This is a genomic window from Verrucosispora sp. SN26_14.1, assembly GCF_004307965.1.
Classification (GTDB): domain Bacteria; phylum Actinomycetota; class Actinomycetes; order Mycobacteriales; family Micromonosporaceae; genus Micromonospora.
In genome coordinates this window covers 1-17,283 of record NZ_SISL01000089.1, presented here as the reverse complement: position 1 = coordinate 17,283, position 17,283 = coordinate 1, and the positions used below count along the sequence as shown (strand labels likewise).

The 17,283-nt window shown below is 72.9% G+C and carries 8 protein-coding genes; 4 read left to right on the top strand and 4 right to left on the bottom strand.

All coding sequences use genetic code 11. From position 1 onward, the window contains the following. Window positions 1-129 precede the first annotated feature (129 nt). On the top strand, window positions 130-1,122 hold the full coding sequence (locus EYA84_RS11320; protein WP_131052993.1) for an aldo/keto reductase: 993 nt from the start codon (window positions 130-132) through the stop codon (window positions 1,120-1,122). On the opposite strand, the gene EYA84_RS11315 is transcribed toward EYA84_RS11320, so the two are convergent. The 3 genes from EYA84_RS11315 to EYA84_RS11305 form a co-directional block, all read right to left on the bottom strand. Continuing rightward, on the bottom strand, window positions 1,070-3,319 hold the full coding sequence (locus EYA84_RS11315; protein WP_131052992.1) for a glycoside hydrolase N-terminal domain-containing protein: 2,250 nt from the start codon (window positions 3,317-3,319) through the stop codon (window positions 1,070-1,072). The genes EYA84_RS11320 and EYA84_RS11315 overlap by 53 nt on opposite strands. A gap of 9 nt (window positions 3,320-3,328) precedes the next feature. Then, the gene (locus EYA84_RS11310) at window positions 3,329-4,180 is read right to left on the bottom strand and encodes a phosphotransferase (protein WP_201272366.1); all 852 of its coding nucleotides are present in this window, start codon (window positions 4,178-4,180) and stop codon (window positions 3,329-3,331) included. Window positions 4,181-4,263: 83 nt separating this feature from the next. Next, window positions 4,264-9,726, bottom strand: a complete 5,463-nt coding sequence (locus tag EYA84_RS11305; protein ID WP_131052991.1) for a carboxyl transferase domain-containing protein — start codon at window positions 9,724-9,726, stop codon at window positions 4,264-4,266. A gap of 350 nt (window positions 9,727-10,076) precedes the next feature. Between EYA84_RS11305 and EYA84_RS11300 the strand changes: the two genes are divergently transcribed. From EYA84_RS11300 to EYA84_RS11290, 3 genes are all read left to right on the top strand, one after another. Continuing rightward, the gene (locus EYA84_RS11300) at window positions 10,077-11,429 is read left to right on the top strand and encodes a hemolysin family protein (protein ID WP_131052990.1); all 1,353 of its coding nucleotides are present in this window, start codon (window positions 10,077-10,079) and stop codon (window positions 11,427-11,429) included. Next, window positions 11,426-12,460 carry a hemolysin family protein gene (locus EYA84_RS11295; protein ID WP_131052989.1) on the top strand — a complete coding sequence of 345 codons (1,035 nt, stop codon included), beginning with the start codon at window positions 11,426-11,428 and terminating at the stop codon, window positions 12,458-12,460. The genes EYA84_RS11300 and EYA84_RS11295 overlap by 4 nt, the downstream gene beginning before the upstream one ends. 202 nt (window positions 12,461-12,662) lie before the next feature. Beyond that, window positions 12,663-15,113, top strand: a complete 2,451-nt coding sequence (locus EYA84_RS11290; protein WP_236145709.1) for a cation-translocating P-type ATPase — start codon at window positions 12,663-12,665, stop codon at window positions 15,111-15,113. A 90-nt stretch (window positions 15,114-15,203) separates the two neighbouring features. On the opposite strand, the gene EYA84_RS11285 is transcribed toward EYA84_RS11290, so the two are convergent. Then, window positions 15,204-16,820 (bottom strand): ricin-type beta-trefoil lectin domain protein, encoded by a 1,617-nt coding sequence (locus EYA84_RS11285; RefSeq protein WP_131052988.1) that lies wholly within the window; start codon window positions 16,818-16,820, stop codon window positions 15,204-15,206. Window positions 16,821-17,283 lie beyond the last annotated feature (463 nt).

Genomic DNA, 17,283 nt, shown 5'->3' with positions numbered 1-17,283 from the left:
AGATGTGTAGAAGCGACAGCACCGGGACCGTGCTCGCCGTGGACGGCGGGATGCACTCCCTGCGGCTGCGCGCCCCCGCCGAGAACTGACCACCTGTCGCCGACGGCGACGCCCCGTGAGGAGACGGCGATGCGACACACCCGACTGGGGCGCACGGCGGTCCCGGTGAGCGCCCTCGGATTCGGCGCGGCCGGGATCGGCAACCTGTACCACGCGGTCGACGACGAGACGGCACAGTGCGCCGTGGACACCGCGTGGCAGATGGGCGTCCGCTACTTCGACACCGCGCCGCACTACGGTCTCGGACTCTCCGAGCGTCGGCTGGGCGCGGCGCTGGCCGGGCGTCCCCGGGACGAGTTCACCATCTCCACGAAGGTCGGTCGGCTGCTGGTGCCCTCGCCCACCAGCGCGCACCTGCGCGACGACGGCGGGTTCGACGTGCCCGCCGACCACGTGCGCCGCTGGGACTTCAGCGCCGACGGGGTGCTCCGGTCGCTGACGGCCAGCCTGGACCGGCTCGGACTGGACCGGGTGGACGTGGTGCTGCTGCACGATCCGGACGCGCACTGGCGCCAGGCCGTCGGGGAGGCGTATCCGGCCCTGCACGAGCTGCGCGACCAGGGGGTGGTGGGCGCGATCGGGGTCGGCATGAACCAGGCGCGGATGCTGGAGCGGTTCGTCGCCGAGACCGACGTGGACACCGTCATGCTCGCCGGCCGCTACACGTTGCTGGACCAGACGGCGGCCGAACGGCTGCTGCCCCGGTGCCGGGAACGCGGCGTGTCGGTGCTGGCCGCCGGCGTCTTCAACAGCGGCGTGCTGGCCACCGTCGAGCCGGGTGACACCTACGACTACGGCCCGGTGCCGCCGCCGTTGCGCGAGCGGGCCGTCCGCATCGCGCAGGTGTGCCGACGGCACGGCACGACTCTGCCGCAGGTGGCGATGGCGTACGTGGCCCGCCACCCGACCGTCGCGTCGGTGGTCGTCGGGATGAACACCGCCACGCAGGTCGCCGACAACGCGGCCCGCTTCGCCGCCCCGGTGCCCGACGCGCTCTGGGCGGAGCTGGTCAGCGAGGGGCTGATCCCGGCCGAGGACCGGCCCCGGGAGCCGTCGGCGTGACCCAGACGTCCGCGCCGTCGACCCGGACCCGGACCGGATCGCGGTGCGGTGCCCGGTCGGCCACCACCGCGAAGTCGACGACCCGACCCTCCCGCCACGTGCAGTCGACCCGGTAGCCGCCTCGGGCGCGCAGGCCCCGGAACTCCCCGTCGGCCCACTCGCGGGGCAGCGCCGGCAGCAGGTGGACGAGACCCTGGTGACTCTGCAGGAGCATCTCGACGACGGCGGCGGTGACGCCGACGTTGCCGTCCATCTGCATCGGCGGATGGTCGCAGAGCAGGTTCTCCAACGTGTTGTAGCGCAGCAGGCCACGGATCATGTGCCGGGCCCGCTGCGCCTCGCCGAGTCGGGCGAAGACGGCGGCCCGCCACGGCCACGTCCAGGAGCGGCGGCTGTCCCCCCGCACGGCGGACTCGTCGAACGGTATGCCGTCGCGCTCGCCGCAGCGGGCGGTGAGCGAGACCAGGGCCGCCGCCGCGAGATCCGGTGTCGCCGTGGGGGTGATCTGGCGGCCGGGGAAGACCGCGAACAGGTGCGAGGTGTGCCGGTGCACGTCGTCCGGGTCGTCCCGGTCGGTCCGCCACTCCTGGAGCTGGCCCCACCGCCCGATCCGGTGCGGCGCGAGCCGGGTCCGCAGGTCGGCGACGACGGCCCGGTACCCGGCGTCGACGTCGAGCGCCTCGGCGCAGTCCAGGTAGTTGCCGAAGAGGTCGGCGACGATCTGCTGGTCGTACGTCACGCCGTGCTCGCGCGGGCCGTGCTCCGGCGACCAGCCGTCCGGCGCGACGAGAACGCCGTCCCGCTCGATCAGCCGGTCCTGCCAGAACTCACAGATCTCCCTGATCATCGGGTGGGCGACGTCCCGCAGGTAGGCACGGTCCCGGGAGAAGGCCCAGTGCTCGTAGAGGTGCTGCGCGTACCAGGCGCTGGCGACGGTGTTCCACTCCCAGGCGTTGCCGCCGAAGATGCTCTGGCTGGTGCGGGCCGTCCAGCCCCGCGTGTCGGCGCCGAAGGCGTGCCGGGTCGCGACGCGGCTCGGCACCGCCACCTGGCGGACGAACTCGACCAGCGCGCGATGACTGTCGCCGAGGTCGGTCGTCTCGGCCGCCCAGTAGGCCATCTGCACGTTGATGTTCGTGTGGTAGTCGCAGGCCCACGGCGGCCGGTCGCTGTCGTTCCAGAGTCCCTGGAGGTTGGCGGGGAGCCCACCAGGTCGGGAGGAGCTGTACAGCAGGTAGCGGCCGAGGGCGACCATGGTCTGTTCGAGCGCGGGGTCCTCGCCGCCGGTGCGGTAACGGGCCAACCGGGCGTCCGTCGGGAGCGCGCGGAGGTCCTCGTCGGAGTCGCCCCAGGTGACCGAGACGCGTCGCGCCACCTCGGTGCTGTCGGCGAGGTGCGTCGCGCGCAGCGTCGGGTAGGGCCGGTCCGCCGCCGCGTCGAGAGCGGCCTCGACGGCCGGTTCCGGCGCGCTGCCGCGCCACCCGGCCGACGCGTCCATCCGGTAGTCGGTGCGCGCGTCCAGCAGCAGCGTCATCCAGGTCGCCGTCCGTACCCGCAGCCGCGCGCCCACGGCGGTGACCACCCCGTCGGTGTCGGCCAGCCGCAACCCGGCCGCGTACCGCAGGCCGTTGCCCAACCGGCCCCGGAAGGCGGCGGTACGCGCGGCGGCGTCCACGGTCACCGGCGCGCCCTGCGCACTGGTGAGGGCGATGTCGCAGTCCAGCGGTCCGGGGTGTGCGGCCTGGTAACGCAGCACCAGCACGTCGGCGGACCGACTGGCGAACGCCTCCCGCCGGACCCGCTGCCCGGCCACGGCGAAACCGGTGGAGTGGATGCCGGTCTCCAGGTCGAGGGTCCGGTGATAGTCGGTGACCCGGCCCGCACCGTCGGCGGCGACCGGGCCCCTCGCGAGGGCGAAGGTGAGCAGCAGGTCGCCGAAGGGCCGGTAGCACCCGAAGCCGGTGTCGCTCAGGTCGAAGTCGTCGTCGGGTCGACCGGCGAGCGCGTTGTCGTAGTCGTTGGCCCCGCCCCACAGGCTCTGCTCGTTGAACTGGATCCGGTCCCGCTCCGGCCCGCCGAAGAGCATCGCACCGAGCCGACCGTTGCCGATCGGCAACGCCTGGGACTGCCAGTCGGTGGCGGGACGCGCGTACCAGAGGCGGTGGCGGCCCGGTGGACCGTCGGGTGCGCGGGACATCGGCGGGGGCTACCCGGTCGCCGCGAGCGCGTCCCGGATCATCCGGTGCCCCTGCTCCTCGAAGCGTTCGTCGCCCACCCGGTACGCCCACCCCGCCGTGCCGATCGCGTCGCGGACCCGGGTCCGGTGCCAACTCCCCGGCTCGCGCGGATCGGCGCCGTATCCGTCCAGGAACGCCCGTTCCAGCGCCGGGTTCCGCCGGAAGTCCTGCACGGCCAGCCGCCCCAGGTCGGTGTACGCCGGTCGCAGCGCGGCCCGGCCGAAGTCGATGATGCTGACCCGCCCCCGGTGGACCAGCCAGTTGCGGGGCTGCCAGTCCCCGTGCGTCGGCACCAGCGTGGCCGGCGGCGTCGGCCAGTCGGCGATCTCGGCGCGCAGCCGCCGCACCGTCGCCGGGGCGATCCGGTGTGGACCGGCGAGCCAGGCCAGCGCCCGGGTGTTCTCCCGACTCTCGTAGTCGTCATCGGTGACGGAGGTCTGGGCGTGCAGCAGGGCCAGCAACTCGCCCGCCTGCCGGTAGGCGGCCGGATCGTCGACGTGGGCGCTGTCGAGCACCAGCTCACCGGGGAGGTAGCGGGTGACCAGCAGTTTGGCCGACTCGTCGCCGTGCACCAGCACCGGCGCGCGGTCCCGGCTGGTCCACGGCGTCAGCCACTGGTGGTGGGCGCGCAGCTCACGGGCGATGTGCTGGTCCTCGGGGCCACCGGCCTTCACGATGTAGCGTGCCCCGTCCGAGGCGACCTCCAGCACGGTGGTCGGCAGCAGGTCCCACCCCAGGTCCCGGAGCACCGCCGCGTCGGGGAGCCACCGGTCCAGCAGGTCCCGCTGTGGCTCGGAGAGCCGGTCGCGTACGGAGGTCACCGCCGGATCCTACGTGCGGGTGGCCCGACGACGGGGACGCCGGCAGCCGAATCCGGCCACCGGCGTCCCCGTCGCGATCCGTCCTACTCGGTCGCCGTCGCCCCGATCGCCGCGATGACGCGGGGGCGGAGTTCGGCGGCGCGGATCACCGCGTCCACCGAGCCCACCTCGACCGCCCGCGCGATGTTGTGCACCCGGTCGAACTCCGTGGCCACCTCGCCGAGCTTCTCGGCGCGTACCGACGAGCGGAGTTCGTCGAGTTCGGCGGTGAGCGTGGCCCGGTCGGCACCGGAGGCGGACGCCGCGCGGGCCTCCAGGTCCCGGACCCGGGGATCGGCCGCCGTGCGGGCGTCGACGTCGCGGGAGAACACCACGGCGGCGGCCGGGGCGCCACCGAGCACCGAGGCGTACGAGCCCTCCAGCGCCAGCACCGTCATGCGGGGATTCAGCGCCTTGGAGAACACCACGAACGCCCCGCCGTGGTATCGCGAGATGACGCAGAAGACGATCGGGCCACGGAAGTTCACGATGGCCCGGCCGATCTCGGCGCCGTACTCCAGTTGCAGCTTGCGCATCGACTCCGGCGACCCGTCGAAGCCCGACAGGTTGGCCAGCACCACCAGCGGCCGGTTGCCGCTGGCCGCGTTGATCGCCCGCGCGGCCTTCTTGGAGGAGCGGGGGAACAGCGTGCCCGCCGTGTAGGTGTCCGGGCCGTCGGTGGGCGGGAAGCCTCGGCGCGGCACCGCACGCGACTCGATGCCGAGCAGGCAGACCGGTACGCCGCCGAGGTGGACGTCCTGCACCACCGCGGTCTCCGCGTCGGCCATGCCGGCCCACCGCTCCAGCACCGGGTGGTCCTGGTCGGACAGCGCCCGCATCACCGTACGGATGTCGAAGGGCTTCTTGCGGTCCGGGTTCGCCACCGGGGAGAAGATCTCACCGACGGTGGTGAAGTCGCTGCCGGCCACCACGTGCGGGAAGTCGGAGACGTCCCGGTCGACGGGGTCGGTGGTGGTGCCCGGTCGCGGCCCCTGCTCGCCCGGCGCGACGTACGTGTGCTCGTAGTGCGACATCAGCACGTCCCGCGCGGCCGGCAGGTCCGGCGCCCAGTACTGCGCCTGCCCGTTCGGGCCCATCACCCGGTCGTAGCCGCCGATGCCGAAGTTGTCCTCGGCGGACACCCCGCCGGAGAAGTCCAGCGACTGCTTGCCGGTCAGAACCATCGCCGAGTCCGGCGTCATCACCAGCACACCCTTGGTGTGCATGAGCATCGTCGCCTCGGCGTTCCAGTACGGCTGGGCACCCACGTTGATGCCCGCGACCACGATGTTGATCTCGCCGCCGTCCTGGGTGAACTCCACGATCCGCTTGAGTGCGGCGGCCACCCAGTCCATGTTCTCGGTGCCCGAGCTCATCGAGATCCGGGCACCGGCGGAGAGCGCGTACCACTCCAGCGGCACCTGCATCCGCTCGGCCAGGTCCAACGCGGCGATCACCCGGCGGCACTCCGGCTCGGAGAGCGCGCCCAGCGACTTGGTCGGGTCGCCGAGCAGCACCACCCGGGTCAGGCCCTGCGGGTGCCGGGAGGTCGGGGTGGTGACCACACCGGCCACGATCGCCGCACGGTTGCGTCCCTTCGGCCGGTCGACCGGCACCAGCACGTGCGCGTCGTCCAGGTCGTGCTCGACGAAGTCGCCGAGCAGGCGGGTCAGCTCGTACGGGTAGACCGTGTTGCGGCTGCTCGCGCCCAGCACCTTCAGCCGGTAGTCGTCGAGCGGCTCGACCGGCTCCACCGGCGGCTCGCCCACGGACAGCTCGGCTCCGCCGGTGGCGTCGAAGGAGATCCGTACCGCGATCTTGGTCAGCTCGCCGGTACGGCGGTTGCGCTGCCGACCGACGAAGAGGATCTCCTCCAGGCCGGCGCCGGCCGTGGTCGGGCGGATCCGGGCGGCGAGGTTCTCCATCTCCTCCAGCGTGAGGCTGCTCGGCGGCCAGACGTAGATGACGATCCGGTTGGTGTGGAAACGCTTCTTCGACGACCGCCGGGACTGCGCCCGCCGGATCGAGTCGAGGCAGGCGGCCACGGTGTCCTCGGTGGTGGGCAGGGCGACCAGCCGGCCGTCGTGCTCCCGAAGCTCGGTCAGGTCGCGGATCTGCGCGAACGCCACCAGCCGCTCGTCGGACGGGTTCTCCCGGGCCACGCACTGGAAGAGATAGACCTCCTCGTCCGCCGACGGCAGCCGGGTCAGGTCGAACTTGTGCAGCCGCTCCAACTGCATCCGCTGCGCGATGTGCGGGTGCAGGCCACGGATCAGCCGCTCCTCGGCCATCCCGTCGCTCGACGGGCGGAACGTGAAGTGGTGGTGCATCACCGCCCCGCCGCTGCCGGCGACCGTGGCGGTCAACCGGCGGACCTGCGGCGGCAGCGGGTGCGCGGTGACGACCGCCAGCAGGGCCGCCGCCATCTCGTCGAAGCTCTCCGGCTGGTTCTCCCAGGCGAGGTAGATGTCGGCGTCGACGGCGGGCCCGTCGGCGGCCAGCTCGGCGAGCCCACGCAGCGCGTCGCCCAGCGCGTCGAAGCCGACGGCGGCCGAGACCAGCTCGGAGTCCGCGCGCCCGGCGACCACGAAACGGCAGCCGGCCGCCTCGCGGCTGGTGACCCCGGTCAGCCCCTTGTTGCCGTAGTACCGCCGGGTCAGCACCTCCAGCATCACGGTGTTGTCCAGGTGGCCGCGTTGCAACCGCTGGCCGAGCAGCCGGACCAGCGGCTCGGTGCTGCGGACCATGGCAGCGACGCGCTCGGCGCGGTCCGGCGCGTCCGGCACCGTGTCCAGGTGCCGCAGGTGGCGGCGGACCTCGGCGTAGACCCGGGCCCGGTTGCGACGCAGCAGCGGCTGGGCGAACCAGGCGAAGGCCACCCCACGGGCGAGGTCGGCGATCACCGGGTAGCGGACCTGCGTCGCGGCCAGCAGCCGCTCCAGCGCGAGGCCGGTCGGTTCGCGCAGCGCCTCGTCCGGCGGCGGCTCCCGCAGCCAGGTACGCAGCAGCGTCGCGATGACCGTGGCGTCGGCGGCGGCCCGCTGCTGGGCCAGGAAGATGCGGAAGACGGCACCCTCCAGCGCGGGGGCGCGGTCCAGCTCGGCGACACCGTAGTGCCCGAGCGCCCGGGCCAGCTTGGCCTGGAAGGCGTCCGGCACGCCGGCCCGCTCGACGTCGAGGCTCTGCAGGTAGGTGTGGAAGTACTCCCGGGCGCTGTGCACGTGGGCGGCCTCGCCGTCCTCACCGGTGGGCCGGTTGCGGCTCAGCTCGGCCAGGTCGGCGAAGACGTCGACGAGGTCGAGTTCCTCGGCCAGCGGCCGGTACCCCTCCTCGGTGGCGGTCTGCCGCGCGACCAGGTACTCGTCGAGCACCCGCCCGCCGTCGTGCGGGTCGACGTCGAAGCCGAGCAGCAGGCCGCGCAGGTCCTCGTGACCGCGCCGGACACGCTGGCGGGCCGGGAGCCCGGCGGGCCGGGAGGGCAGGTCCAACTCGACGGAGGTCACCGGAGCCTCCACCGTCTCGGCCGCCCCGTCGGTGAGCGGTTCCAGCCGCAGCAGGGCCGCGCCGGCCTCCACCTGGCTGCCGACCGAGACGGTGCACTCCTTCAGCCGCGCCCGGAACGGGGCCCGCAGCACCGTCTCCATCTTCATGGCTTCCAACACCAGCACCGGCGCGCCCGCCTCGACCTCGGCGCCGACCGTCAGCGGCGTGGCGACGACGAGTGCCGGCATCGGCGAGCGCAGCACGCCGCCCTCGTCCCGGCTGACCCGGTGCGCCACCCCGTCGACCTCGACCAGGTGCACCGGGCCGTGGGTGCCGGTGAGCAGGCGGTGCCGGGCGCCGTTGACGACGATCTGCCCGGTGTGCCGGTCGAAGCGGTCCAGCTCGACGTCGGCGGTGTGCACGGTGCCGCCCGCCTCGATGCCGACCCGGAACCGGTGCGCGCCGGTGCGGGCCACCCGCATCCGGTACGTGACGCCCCGCAGCTTGAGGTCCGACGGGGTGCCGCTGGCGTGCCGCACCTGGGGACGCCCACCGGAGGCGGTGGCCAGCAGCCGCTGCTGCTCGACGCGCTCCTCCTCCTCGTACGCCCCGATGGCGGCGGCGGCCAGCGCGACGCCGGAGTGCCGGTGCGCGACCAGCCGACCGGCGCCCCGGACCCGGTCGATCCAGCCGGTGTCCGCGCTCGCGTCGATCACCTCGGGCTGGTCGAGCAGGTCGAGCACGAAGCTCTTGTTGGTCGCGCCGCCCTCGATGATCACGGTGGTGTCCGCCATCGCGCGGCGCAGCCGGCCCAGAGCCTCGTCCCGGTCCCGGCCGTAGGCGATGACCTTCGCGATCATCGAGTCGAAGTCGGCGGGGATGGTGTCGCCCTCGCTGACGCCGGTGTCCACCCGGATGCCCGGGCCGGCCGGCAGGTCCAGCCGCGCGATCCGCCCGGGGGCGGGCGCGAAGTCACGGTCCGGGTCCTCGGCGTTGAGCCGGGCCTCGACGGCGTGCCCGCGCTCGACCGGCGGCCGCCCGGTGAGCTGTCCGCCCGAGGCCACGTGCAGCTGGGCCTTGACCAGGTCGAAGCCGGTGGTGGCCTCGGTGATCGGGTGCTCCACCTGGAGCCGGGTGTTGACCTCCAGGAAGGCGAACAGCCGGTCGCCCGGGTGATAGAGGAACTCGACGGTCGCCGCGCCCCGGTAGCCGACCGCCACGGCCAGCCGCTCGGCCGACGTCTTCAACTCGGCCGTCTGCTCGGGGTCGAGCACCGGCGACGCCGACTCCTCGATGACCTTCTGGTTGCGGCGCTGCACCGAGCAGTCCCGGACGCCGAGCGCCCAGGCGGTGCCCTGACCGTCGGCGATCACCTGGACCTCGACGTGCCGGGCGCCGGTGACCAGGCGCTCCAGGAACACCACACCGCTGCCGAAGGCCCGCGCGGCCTCCTGGCTGGTGCGCTCGTACGCGTCGGCCAGCTCCGCCTCGTCGGTGATCACCCGGATGCCGCGTCCGCCGCCGCCCGCGGTCGCCTTCAGCATCAGCGGGTAGCCGATCTCGGCAGCCGCCGCGCGGGCGGCGTCCAGCGTCTCGACCGCGCCCCGGCTCCACGGCGCGACCGGCACACCGACCTGCTCGGCGAGCAGCTTCGCGCCGATCTTGTCGCCGAGCTGCCGCATCGCGTCCGGGCTGGGCCCGACGAAGGTGACGCCGATCTTCTCGCACAGCTCCGCGAAGGCCGGATCCTCGGCGACGAAGCCCCAACCGACCCACGCGGCGTCCGCGCCGGTCTCCACCAGCGCCCGCTCCAGCGTCGCGAGGTTCAGGTACGGACGCGCGGCGGCGGGCCCGAGGTCGTACGCGACGTCCGCCTCACGCACGAACGTGGCGGTGCGGTCGACGTCGGTGAACAGGGCCACGGTCTCGATGCGGGATCCGGTCTCCGCTGCCAGCTCCCGGACCGCGTGGATGAGCCGCATGGCGGCCTCACCACGGTTGACGATGGCGATACGGCTGAACACCCGACGGACCCCTCCGGTAGACCTACGGCGACACGCGTCAGGGCACGGTGGCCCCCGCACAGATCACTGTTCTGCCTATGGGCAGCCAGCGCCATGTCGTAACCGCCGAACCCTGGGCGACCCGAGTTGTGGGAACCCCACAAAACCTTTTGGCGGGCGCCCACGTGAGCGGCGGGAAAGCCCGTCATCCCGACGACCGGTTCGTCGCCGCGCCGGTGGCCCTTTTCAGCATGCTCTCAGCGCGACCGACTACTCTCTGCTGCTCATGGATGATCTTCCGCATCATAGTCCGAGGCCCCTCGTCGTCCCGGTCGCCCGTACGGCCGTCGACCCGCGACAGGGGCTGACTCGTGTCTGAATGGATCCTGCTCGGAATAGGCCTGTTGCTCACTGTGGGCACTGGCATGTTCGTGGCGTCCGAATTCGCGCTGGTCAATCTGAACCGGGGTGACCTCGAGGCGCGTCAGTCCCGGGGAGAGAAGCGGCTCGGTCCGACGATCGCCGCACTCAAGATCACGTCGACGCACCTGTCCAGCGCACAGCTCGGCATCTCGTTGACCACCCTGCTCACCGGTTACACCTTCGAGCCCGCCGTCAGCTCGCTGCTGGCCGACCCGCTGGGCGCGGTCGGCGTACCGGACGGGGCGGTGACCGCCGTCGGCGCGGTCGTCGGCATCCTGTTGGCGACGCTCTTCTCGATGGTGATCGGTGAGCTGGTTCCCAAGAACTTCGCGCTCGCCGTGCCGTTGCAGACGGCGAAGCTCGTGGTGCCGTTCCAGGCGCTCTTCACCACCGTGCTGAAGCCGGTGATCCTGCTCTTCAACAACACCGCCAACGCGGTGATCCGGGCCTTCGGCATCGAGCCGAAGGAGGAGCTGTCCGGAGCTCGCAGCGCCGAGGAGCTCAGCTCGCTGCTGCGCCACTCGGCCCGCGCCGGCGTCCTCGACCCGGACCATGCCACGCTGCTGGACCGCACGCTGCGCTTCTCCGGACACGACGCGTCCGACGTGATGACGCCGCGAGTCCGGATGACGGCGGTGGGCGCCTCCGCCACCGCCGACGAGATCATCGAGCGGGCCACCGCCACCGGGCTGTCCCGGTTTCCGGTGATCGGCCGGGACGTCGACGACATCGTCGGGGTGCTGCACGTCAAGCACGCCTTCGCGATCCCGCCGGCCGAACGCGCCGGGGTGCGAGCGCAGGACCTCGTGGTCGAGCCGGCCCGGATCCCCGAGACCATGCACCTCGACGTGCTGTTGCCGACCCTGCGCGGCGGTGGCCTGCAGTTCGCGGTCGTCTACGACGAGCACGGCGGCACCGCCGGGATCGTCACCCTGGAGGACCTGGTCGAGGAGATCATCGGGGACCTGGAGGACGAGCACGACCGCGCCCGCGTCGTCATGCGGCGCCGGGGCAGGTCGGTCTACTTCGACGCCTCGCTGCGGCCGGACGAGATCTTCGAGCGGGCCCGCATCGTGGTCCCCGAGGACGAGGAGTACGACACCGTCGCCGGGTTCGTCACCGCCCACCTCGGCCGCTTCCCCACGGTCGGCGACGAGGTGGCCATCGAGGGCGGGGTGCTCCGGGTCGAGCACCTCAACGGTGTGCAGGCCGACCGGCTGCGCTTCGTACCCACCGAGACCACCGGCGGCTCCGGCGCGGACCGCCGGGTCGACGACCGTCAGGAAGGGGCGATCCGATGAGTGCGTACCTGCCCGGCATCATCTGGCTGTTCGTCCTGCTGGTGGTCAACGCGTTCTTCGTCGGCGCGGAGTTCGCGGTGATCTCCGCCCGGCGCTCCCAGATCGAGCCGAAGGCGCAGGCCGGCAGCCGGGCGGCGCAGACCACGCTCTGGGCCATGGAGCACGCCACCCTGATGCTCGCCACCAGCCAGCTCGGTATCACCGTGTGTTCGCTGCTCATCCTGAACGTCTCCGAGCCGGCGATCCACCACCTGCTGGAGATCCCGCTGGCGAACACCCCGCTGTCGCCCGGCATGGTCTCGGTGCTCGCGTTCGTCGTGGCGCTGGTGCTGGTCACCTTCCTGCACGTGGTGTTCGGTGAGATGGTGCCGAAGAACATCTCGTTCTCGGTGCCGACCCGGGCCGCGCTGATCCTGGCCCCGCCGCTGGTGCTGGTCGCCCGGGTCTTCAACCCGATCATCTGGACCCTGAACGGGATCGCCAACGGCGTCCTGCGACTGTTCCGGGTGACCCCGAAGGACGAGGCCACCAGCACGTACACGCTCGACGAGGTGGCCACCATCGTGGCGCAGTCGACCCGCGAGGGAGTGCTCGTCGACGGCAACGGCGCCCTCACCGCCGCCGTCGAGTTCACCGGCAAGACCGTCGGTGACGTGGAGGTGCCGTTGGTGGACCTGGTGATGCTGCCGGCACCGGTGACGCCCGCCGAGATCCAGCAGGCGGTGGCCGCGCACGGCTACTCCCGCTACCTGCTCACCACCGGCGGGGAACCCAGCGGGTACCTGCACATCAAGGACGTCATGGACCTGACCGGCGACGCCTGGACCAGCCCGGTCCCGGCCAAGCGGGTCCGCCGGCTCGCGTCGGTGCGGCGCGACAGCGAGCTGGAGGACGCCCTCACCGCGATCCGCCGCAGCGGCGCCCACGTGGCCCGGGTCCTCGACTCCGACGGCGGCTCCACCGGCGTGATCTTCCTGGAGGACATCGTCGAGGAGCTGATCGGCGAGGTCCAGGACGTGACCGTCCGCTGACCGCCCCGTTCTCCCGGCGCGGGGGTTCCCGCCTCCGCGCCGGGAGACCGGCCGTCACCGCGTTCTCACCACCGGCAACCCCGGGAAAACTCAGGGTCGCCGGTGGTCGCTGATGCGTGGTGGCTGCTCACGGCCGCCGGGTAGCGTCAGCGGGGTGCTCGTCACGAGCACGTCCACGCGCGTCATCGGGGGGAGCAACCACGTGGAATCCGCCGGTGCCGCCGGTCGAGGGCAGGCCACGGACGAGATGGATCCGGTCGACACGCAGAGTCCCGATCCGGTCACCGCAGAGCGGATCCGGACCGGGCTGTCGGTCGGGGAGGTGGCCGAGCGGGTCGCCGCCGGAGGAGTCAACGACCTGCCGCCGAGCACCAGCCGCAGCCTCTGGCAGATCGTCCGGGCCAACCTGTTCACCCGGATCAACGCCATCATCGGCGTGCTGTTCGCCATCATCGTGGTGGTCGGCCCGATCCAGGACGCCCTCTTCGGCGGCGTGATCATCGCGAACACCCTGATCGGCATCATCCAGGAGGTCCGCGCCAAGCGCACCCTGGACCGGCTGGCGATCGTCGGCGAGGCCCGTCCCCGGGTACGCCGTGGCGGCCGGACCGTCGACCTGACCTCGTCCGAGCTGGTCCTCGACGACGTGATCGAGCTGGGCCCCGGCGACAAGATCGTGGTGGACGGGCGGCTGGCCGCCGTGGACGGCCTGGAGGTCGACGAGTCGCTGCTGACCGGCGAGGCCGACCCGGTGGTCAAGGCGGTCGGCGACAACGTGCTCTCCGGCAGCTTCGTGGTGGCCGGCACCGGCGTCTTCAGCGCCACCCGGGTCGGCCGGGACGCGTACGCGGCACAGATCGCCGAGGAGGCCAAACGCTTCACCCTGGTCGACTCCGAGCTGCGCAGCGGCATCGACCGGATCCTGCGCTTCGTCACCTGGGCGATCGTCCCCGCCGGCATCGCGCTGATCATCAGCCAGTTGCTGGTCAATCGGGACGACCTGCCCGAGGCGGTACGCCGGATGGTGGCCGGGCTGGTGCCGATGGTGCCCGAGGGCCTGGTGCTGCTGACCTCGGTCGCCTTCGCGGTCGGCGTGATCCGCCTCGGCAAACGGCAGTGCCTGGTGCAGGAACTGCCCGCCATCGAGGGTCTGGCCCGGGTCGACGTGGTGTGCCTGGACAAGACCGGCACGCTCACCGAGGCGACGATGGACGTGGCGGAGATCCGGTCGCTGACGCCGGACGTGCCGGTGGAGGTGGTGCTCGGCGCGCTCGGCATCGGCGATGAACGGCCCAACGCCAGCATGCGGGCGATCGTCGAGCGGTGTCCCGCCCCGCCCGGCTGGCGCGTACGCGAGACCGCGCCGTTCTCCTCGGCGCGCAAGTGGAGTGGCGCGACGCTCGCCGAGCCGTCCGGCCGCACCGGCACCTGGCTGATCGGTGCGCCGGAGATGCTGCTCACCGAGCATCCGGCCTTGACCGAGGCGGACACCTACGGTCGGCAGGGCCTGCGGGTGCTGCTGCTCGCCCGATACTCGCGCCCGCTCACCGAGGCGCTGGCGGACCCGGCGGCGGTGCCGCAGGCCACCGTCCCGGTCGCGCTCGTCGTGCTCCGGCAGCGGGTCCGCCCGGAGGCGTCGGACACCCTGCGCTACTTCGCCGACCAGGGCGTCGCCGCGAAGGTCATCTCCGGTGACAACGCGGTCTCGGTCGGCGCGGTGGCCCGCAGCGTGGACGTGCCGGGCGCCGCCGAGCCGGTGGACGCGCGGACCCTCTCCACCGACCCGAAGGTGCTGGCGAGCACCGTGGAGACCCACTCGGTCTTCGGCCGCGTCGGCCCGCAGCAGAAGCGGGCCATGGTGGCCGCCCTCCAGTCCCAGGGGCACACCGTGGCGATGACCGGCGACGGCGTCAACGACGTCCTCGCGCTCAAGGACGCCGACATCGGCATCTCGATGGGTTCGGGCAGCGCGGCGGCCCGGGGCGTCTCCCAGATCGTGCTGCTCGACAACAACTTCTCCGCGCTGCCCTCGGTGGTCGCCGAGGGCCGACGGGTGATCGGCAACATCGAGCGGGTCGCCAACCTCTTCCTGACCAAGACGGTCTACTCGGTGCTGCTCGCGATCATCGTGGTGCTCGCGTCCGTGCCGTACCCGTTCCTGCCCCGGCACCTGACCCTGATCGGGTCGCTCACCATCGGCATCCCGGCGTTCGTGCTGGCGCTGGCACCGAACGTGGAACGCGCCCGGCCAGACTTCGTCAGCCGGGTGTTGCGGTTCGCGGTCCCCGGCGGCGTTCTCGCCGCCACCGCCACCATCGGCGCGTACGCGGCCGCCCGTGCCCACTACGGCGGCGACCTCGCCGCGGAGACGTCGGTCGCCACGCTGACGCTGTTCGTCGTGGCGCTCTGGGCGCTGTCCATCATCGCCCGGCCGTACACCTGGTGGCGGATCCTGTTGGTGCTGTGCATGGGTCTGGCCTTCACCACGGTGCTGGTGGTGCCCGGCCTCCAGGAGTTCTTCCAGCTCCGGCTGATCGGCGTCCAGGCCCCGGTGACCGGGGCCGCCGTCGCCGTCGGCGCGGGCCTGCTGATGGAGGCCGTCTGGGCGGTCACCCGTCGCCGGGCGACACCACCGCCCACCCCGACCGACTGACCACCCGAGCGGGTCGGCCTTCCGGAGAGCCCCGCGACGACGTGGAGCCCGGCATCCCCGAGGGGCGCCGGGCTCCACGGTGGGTGGCCGCTACTTCAGCGTGAACGTCTGCTTCGGGTTGAACACGCAGAGCCAGCTCATCATCGGGGCGCCCGCCGAGTGTCCCTCGACGTCCAGGCACCGGTCGGTGTCCCGGTTGAACAGGGAGCGGCGGCCGTTGGACTCGATCCACTCCCACTTCTGCGCCGGGTTGCCGCTACAGAGTGCGACCTGCACCGGGGTGCCGTCCTTCGCCTCGCCCCAGGCGACGTCGAGGCAGAGGCCGTTGGCCCGGACGCTGCCGTCGGACCGGAAGGTCCACCACTGCGACTGCGTCTCCCGGCACCGCTCCAGCGTGGCGCGTACGCCGTCGCTGGTGCCGGCGGTGACGCAGAGCCCGGTCTCCATGCCGACGAGCTGCTTCGCCCCGGACGGGCGCGCCGGCGGCTTCGCCACCGGCGTCTCGGCACGGGTTCGCGACGGCGAGGCGGAGGGGCGCGGCGACGGGTTGTCCGGGTCGGTGTCCGGCGACTGCGGGTCGGACGGCTCCGGGGACGGGCTGCCGGTCGGGGTGGGGGAGGCCGAGGGGGCCGGGCTCGTGGTGCGTACCTTCACCGCGAGCCGGCTGTCCAGCTCGTAGTACTCGGTGTGCTCGCGGACCGTACGCAGGAACGCCTGCGTGGAGCGGTCCAGCTCGCCCCCGGTCTGCCGCACCGCCGTCGGCCCGCCACGGTACGCGGCCAGCGCCAGCAGGTACGGGTCACCCTCGATGCCGGCGAGTTCGGTCCGCATCGCGCACATCGTGGCGCCCAGCGCCGGGATGGCCGTGCGCGGTTCCCAGACCGAGGCGGTGGTCGGGCCGTACTCCTGCCACACCTCCGGCAGGAACTGGGCGATACCGCGCCGGCCGTCCGCGCCGAGCAGGTTCGGATCGAACCCGGACAGGGCCATCACCTGGGCGGCGACCGCGGCGGGCGGGACCTCCGCGCAGATCGTGCCGGCGCGGACGACATGCTGGACGTAGTCGGCCGGGACCGCCCTGGGCGGCTGCCGGTCGGGGCCCGGCCCGGGCTCGTCGGAGCGGCCGAACGAGGGAAGCCTGTCGTAGTACGCCGAGTAGCCGCTGACCCGGTCGACGTACTCGACCGCCGACGGCGGGATGCCGCCGTTGGTCCGGACGTCGTCGAGCCCGGTGTGGTACGCGGCCAGCGACAACCGCCACGCGTCCCCGTCGAGCCGGGACACCCGGATGTGTCCGCTCAGGTCGCACATGTGGTGGGCCAGCGCCATCACGTTCGCCGTGGTGTCCGAGCGCCGCGCGTTCGGCCATGGCGCCCAGGACCGCCACGCCTCGGAGTCCAGCCCCGCGATGCCCTCGCCGCCGGAGGCGGTGCCGGTGGCGGTGGCGCGCATCCCCGACTCGGCCATGAGCTGGCCGGCGAGCCGGGACGGGGTCAGGACGGGACAGGACCGGGCGGCGGCCTGGATGGTGGTCAGGTGCTCGTCGGAGACGGGACGGCCGGTCGGCGCGTCCGTGTCCGAGGCCACGCCCCAACCGACGGCGGCGGCCACCGCGCACAACGCGGCCAGGCCGGCGACACCGCCTGCCACCGCGCGACGCGAGAACGTGCCCAGCCGGGGGCGGGCGGAGGGTCGATCGGGCTCCACGTGTCTTCCCTTCCGGTGCTGACGTCACCGTCTCGACGCGCACACGGAACGCTCCGTTCAGCGTGGACGGCACGATCCCGGTGACCTGTTGGCCCGGTACGCCCGCCGTCGGAGGAGGGACGTCCCGGTGCCCCTCGAAAGGGACTCCGGGACGCCCCTGTCCGGAGGGCGGACGGGGGACCGGACCGGGTCGATGGCCCCGAGGTGATCGGGGACTACCGATGTCCCGTCGCGGCTGGGAAGCTCTGGGCACCGTGCGGCGGGGCGGGTCGGGGTCCCCGTCCCCGCGCCACGGCCGACCGGCGACCACTGCCGGTCGGGACGGCTCGGCCGGAGGGGAACCAGGGGTGCGACGACTGCGGCGGGTCGCCGTCTCGGGTCTCGGCACGTTCGTGCCGATCGTGCTCCTGCCGGCCGGTCCGGCCCAGGCCGCCGCCCCGACGCCCTTCCCGCCGCTGTCTCT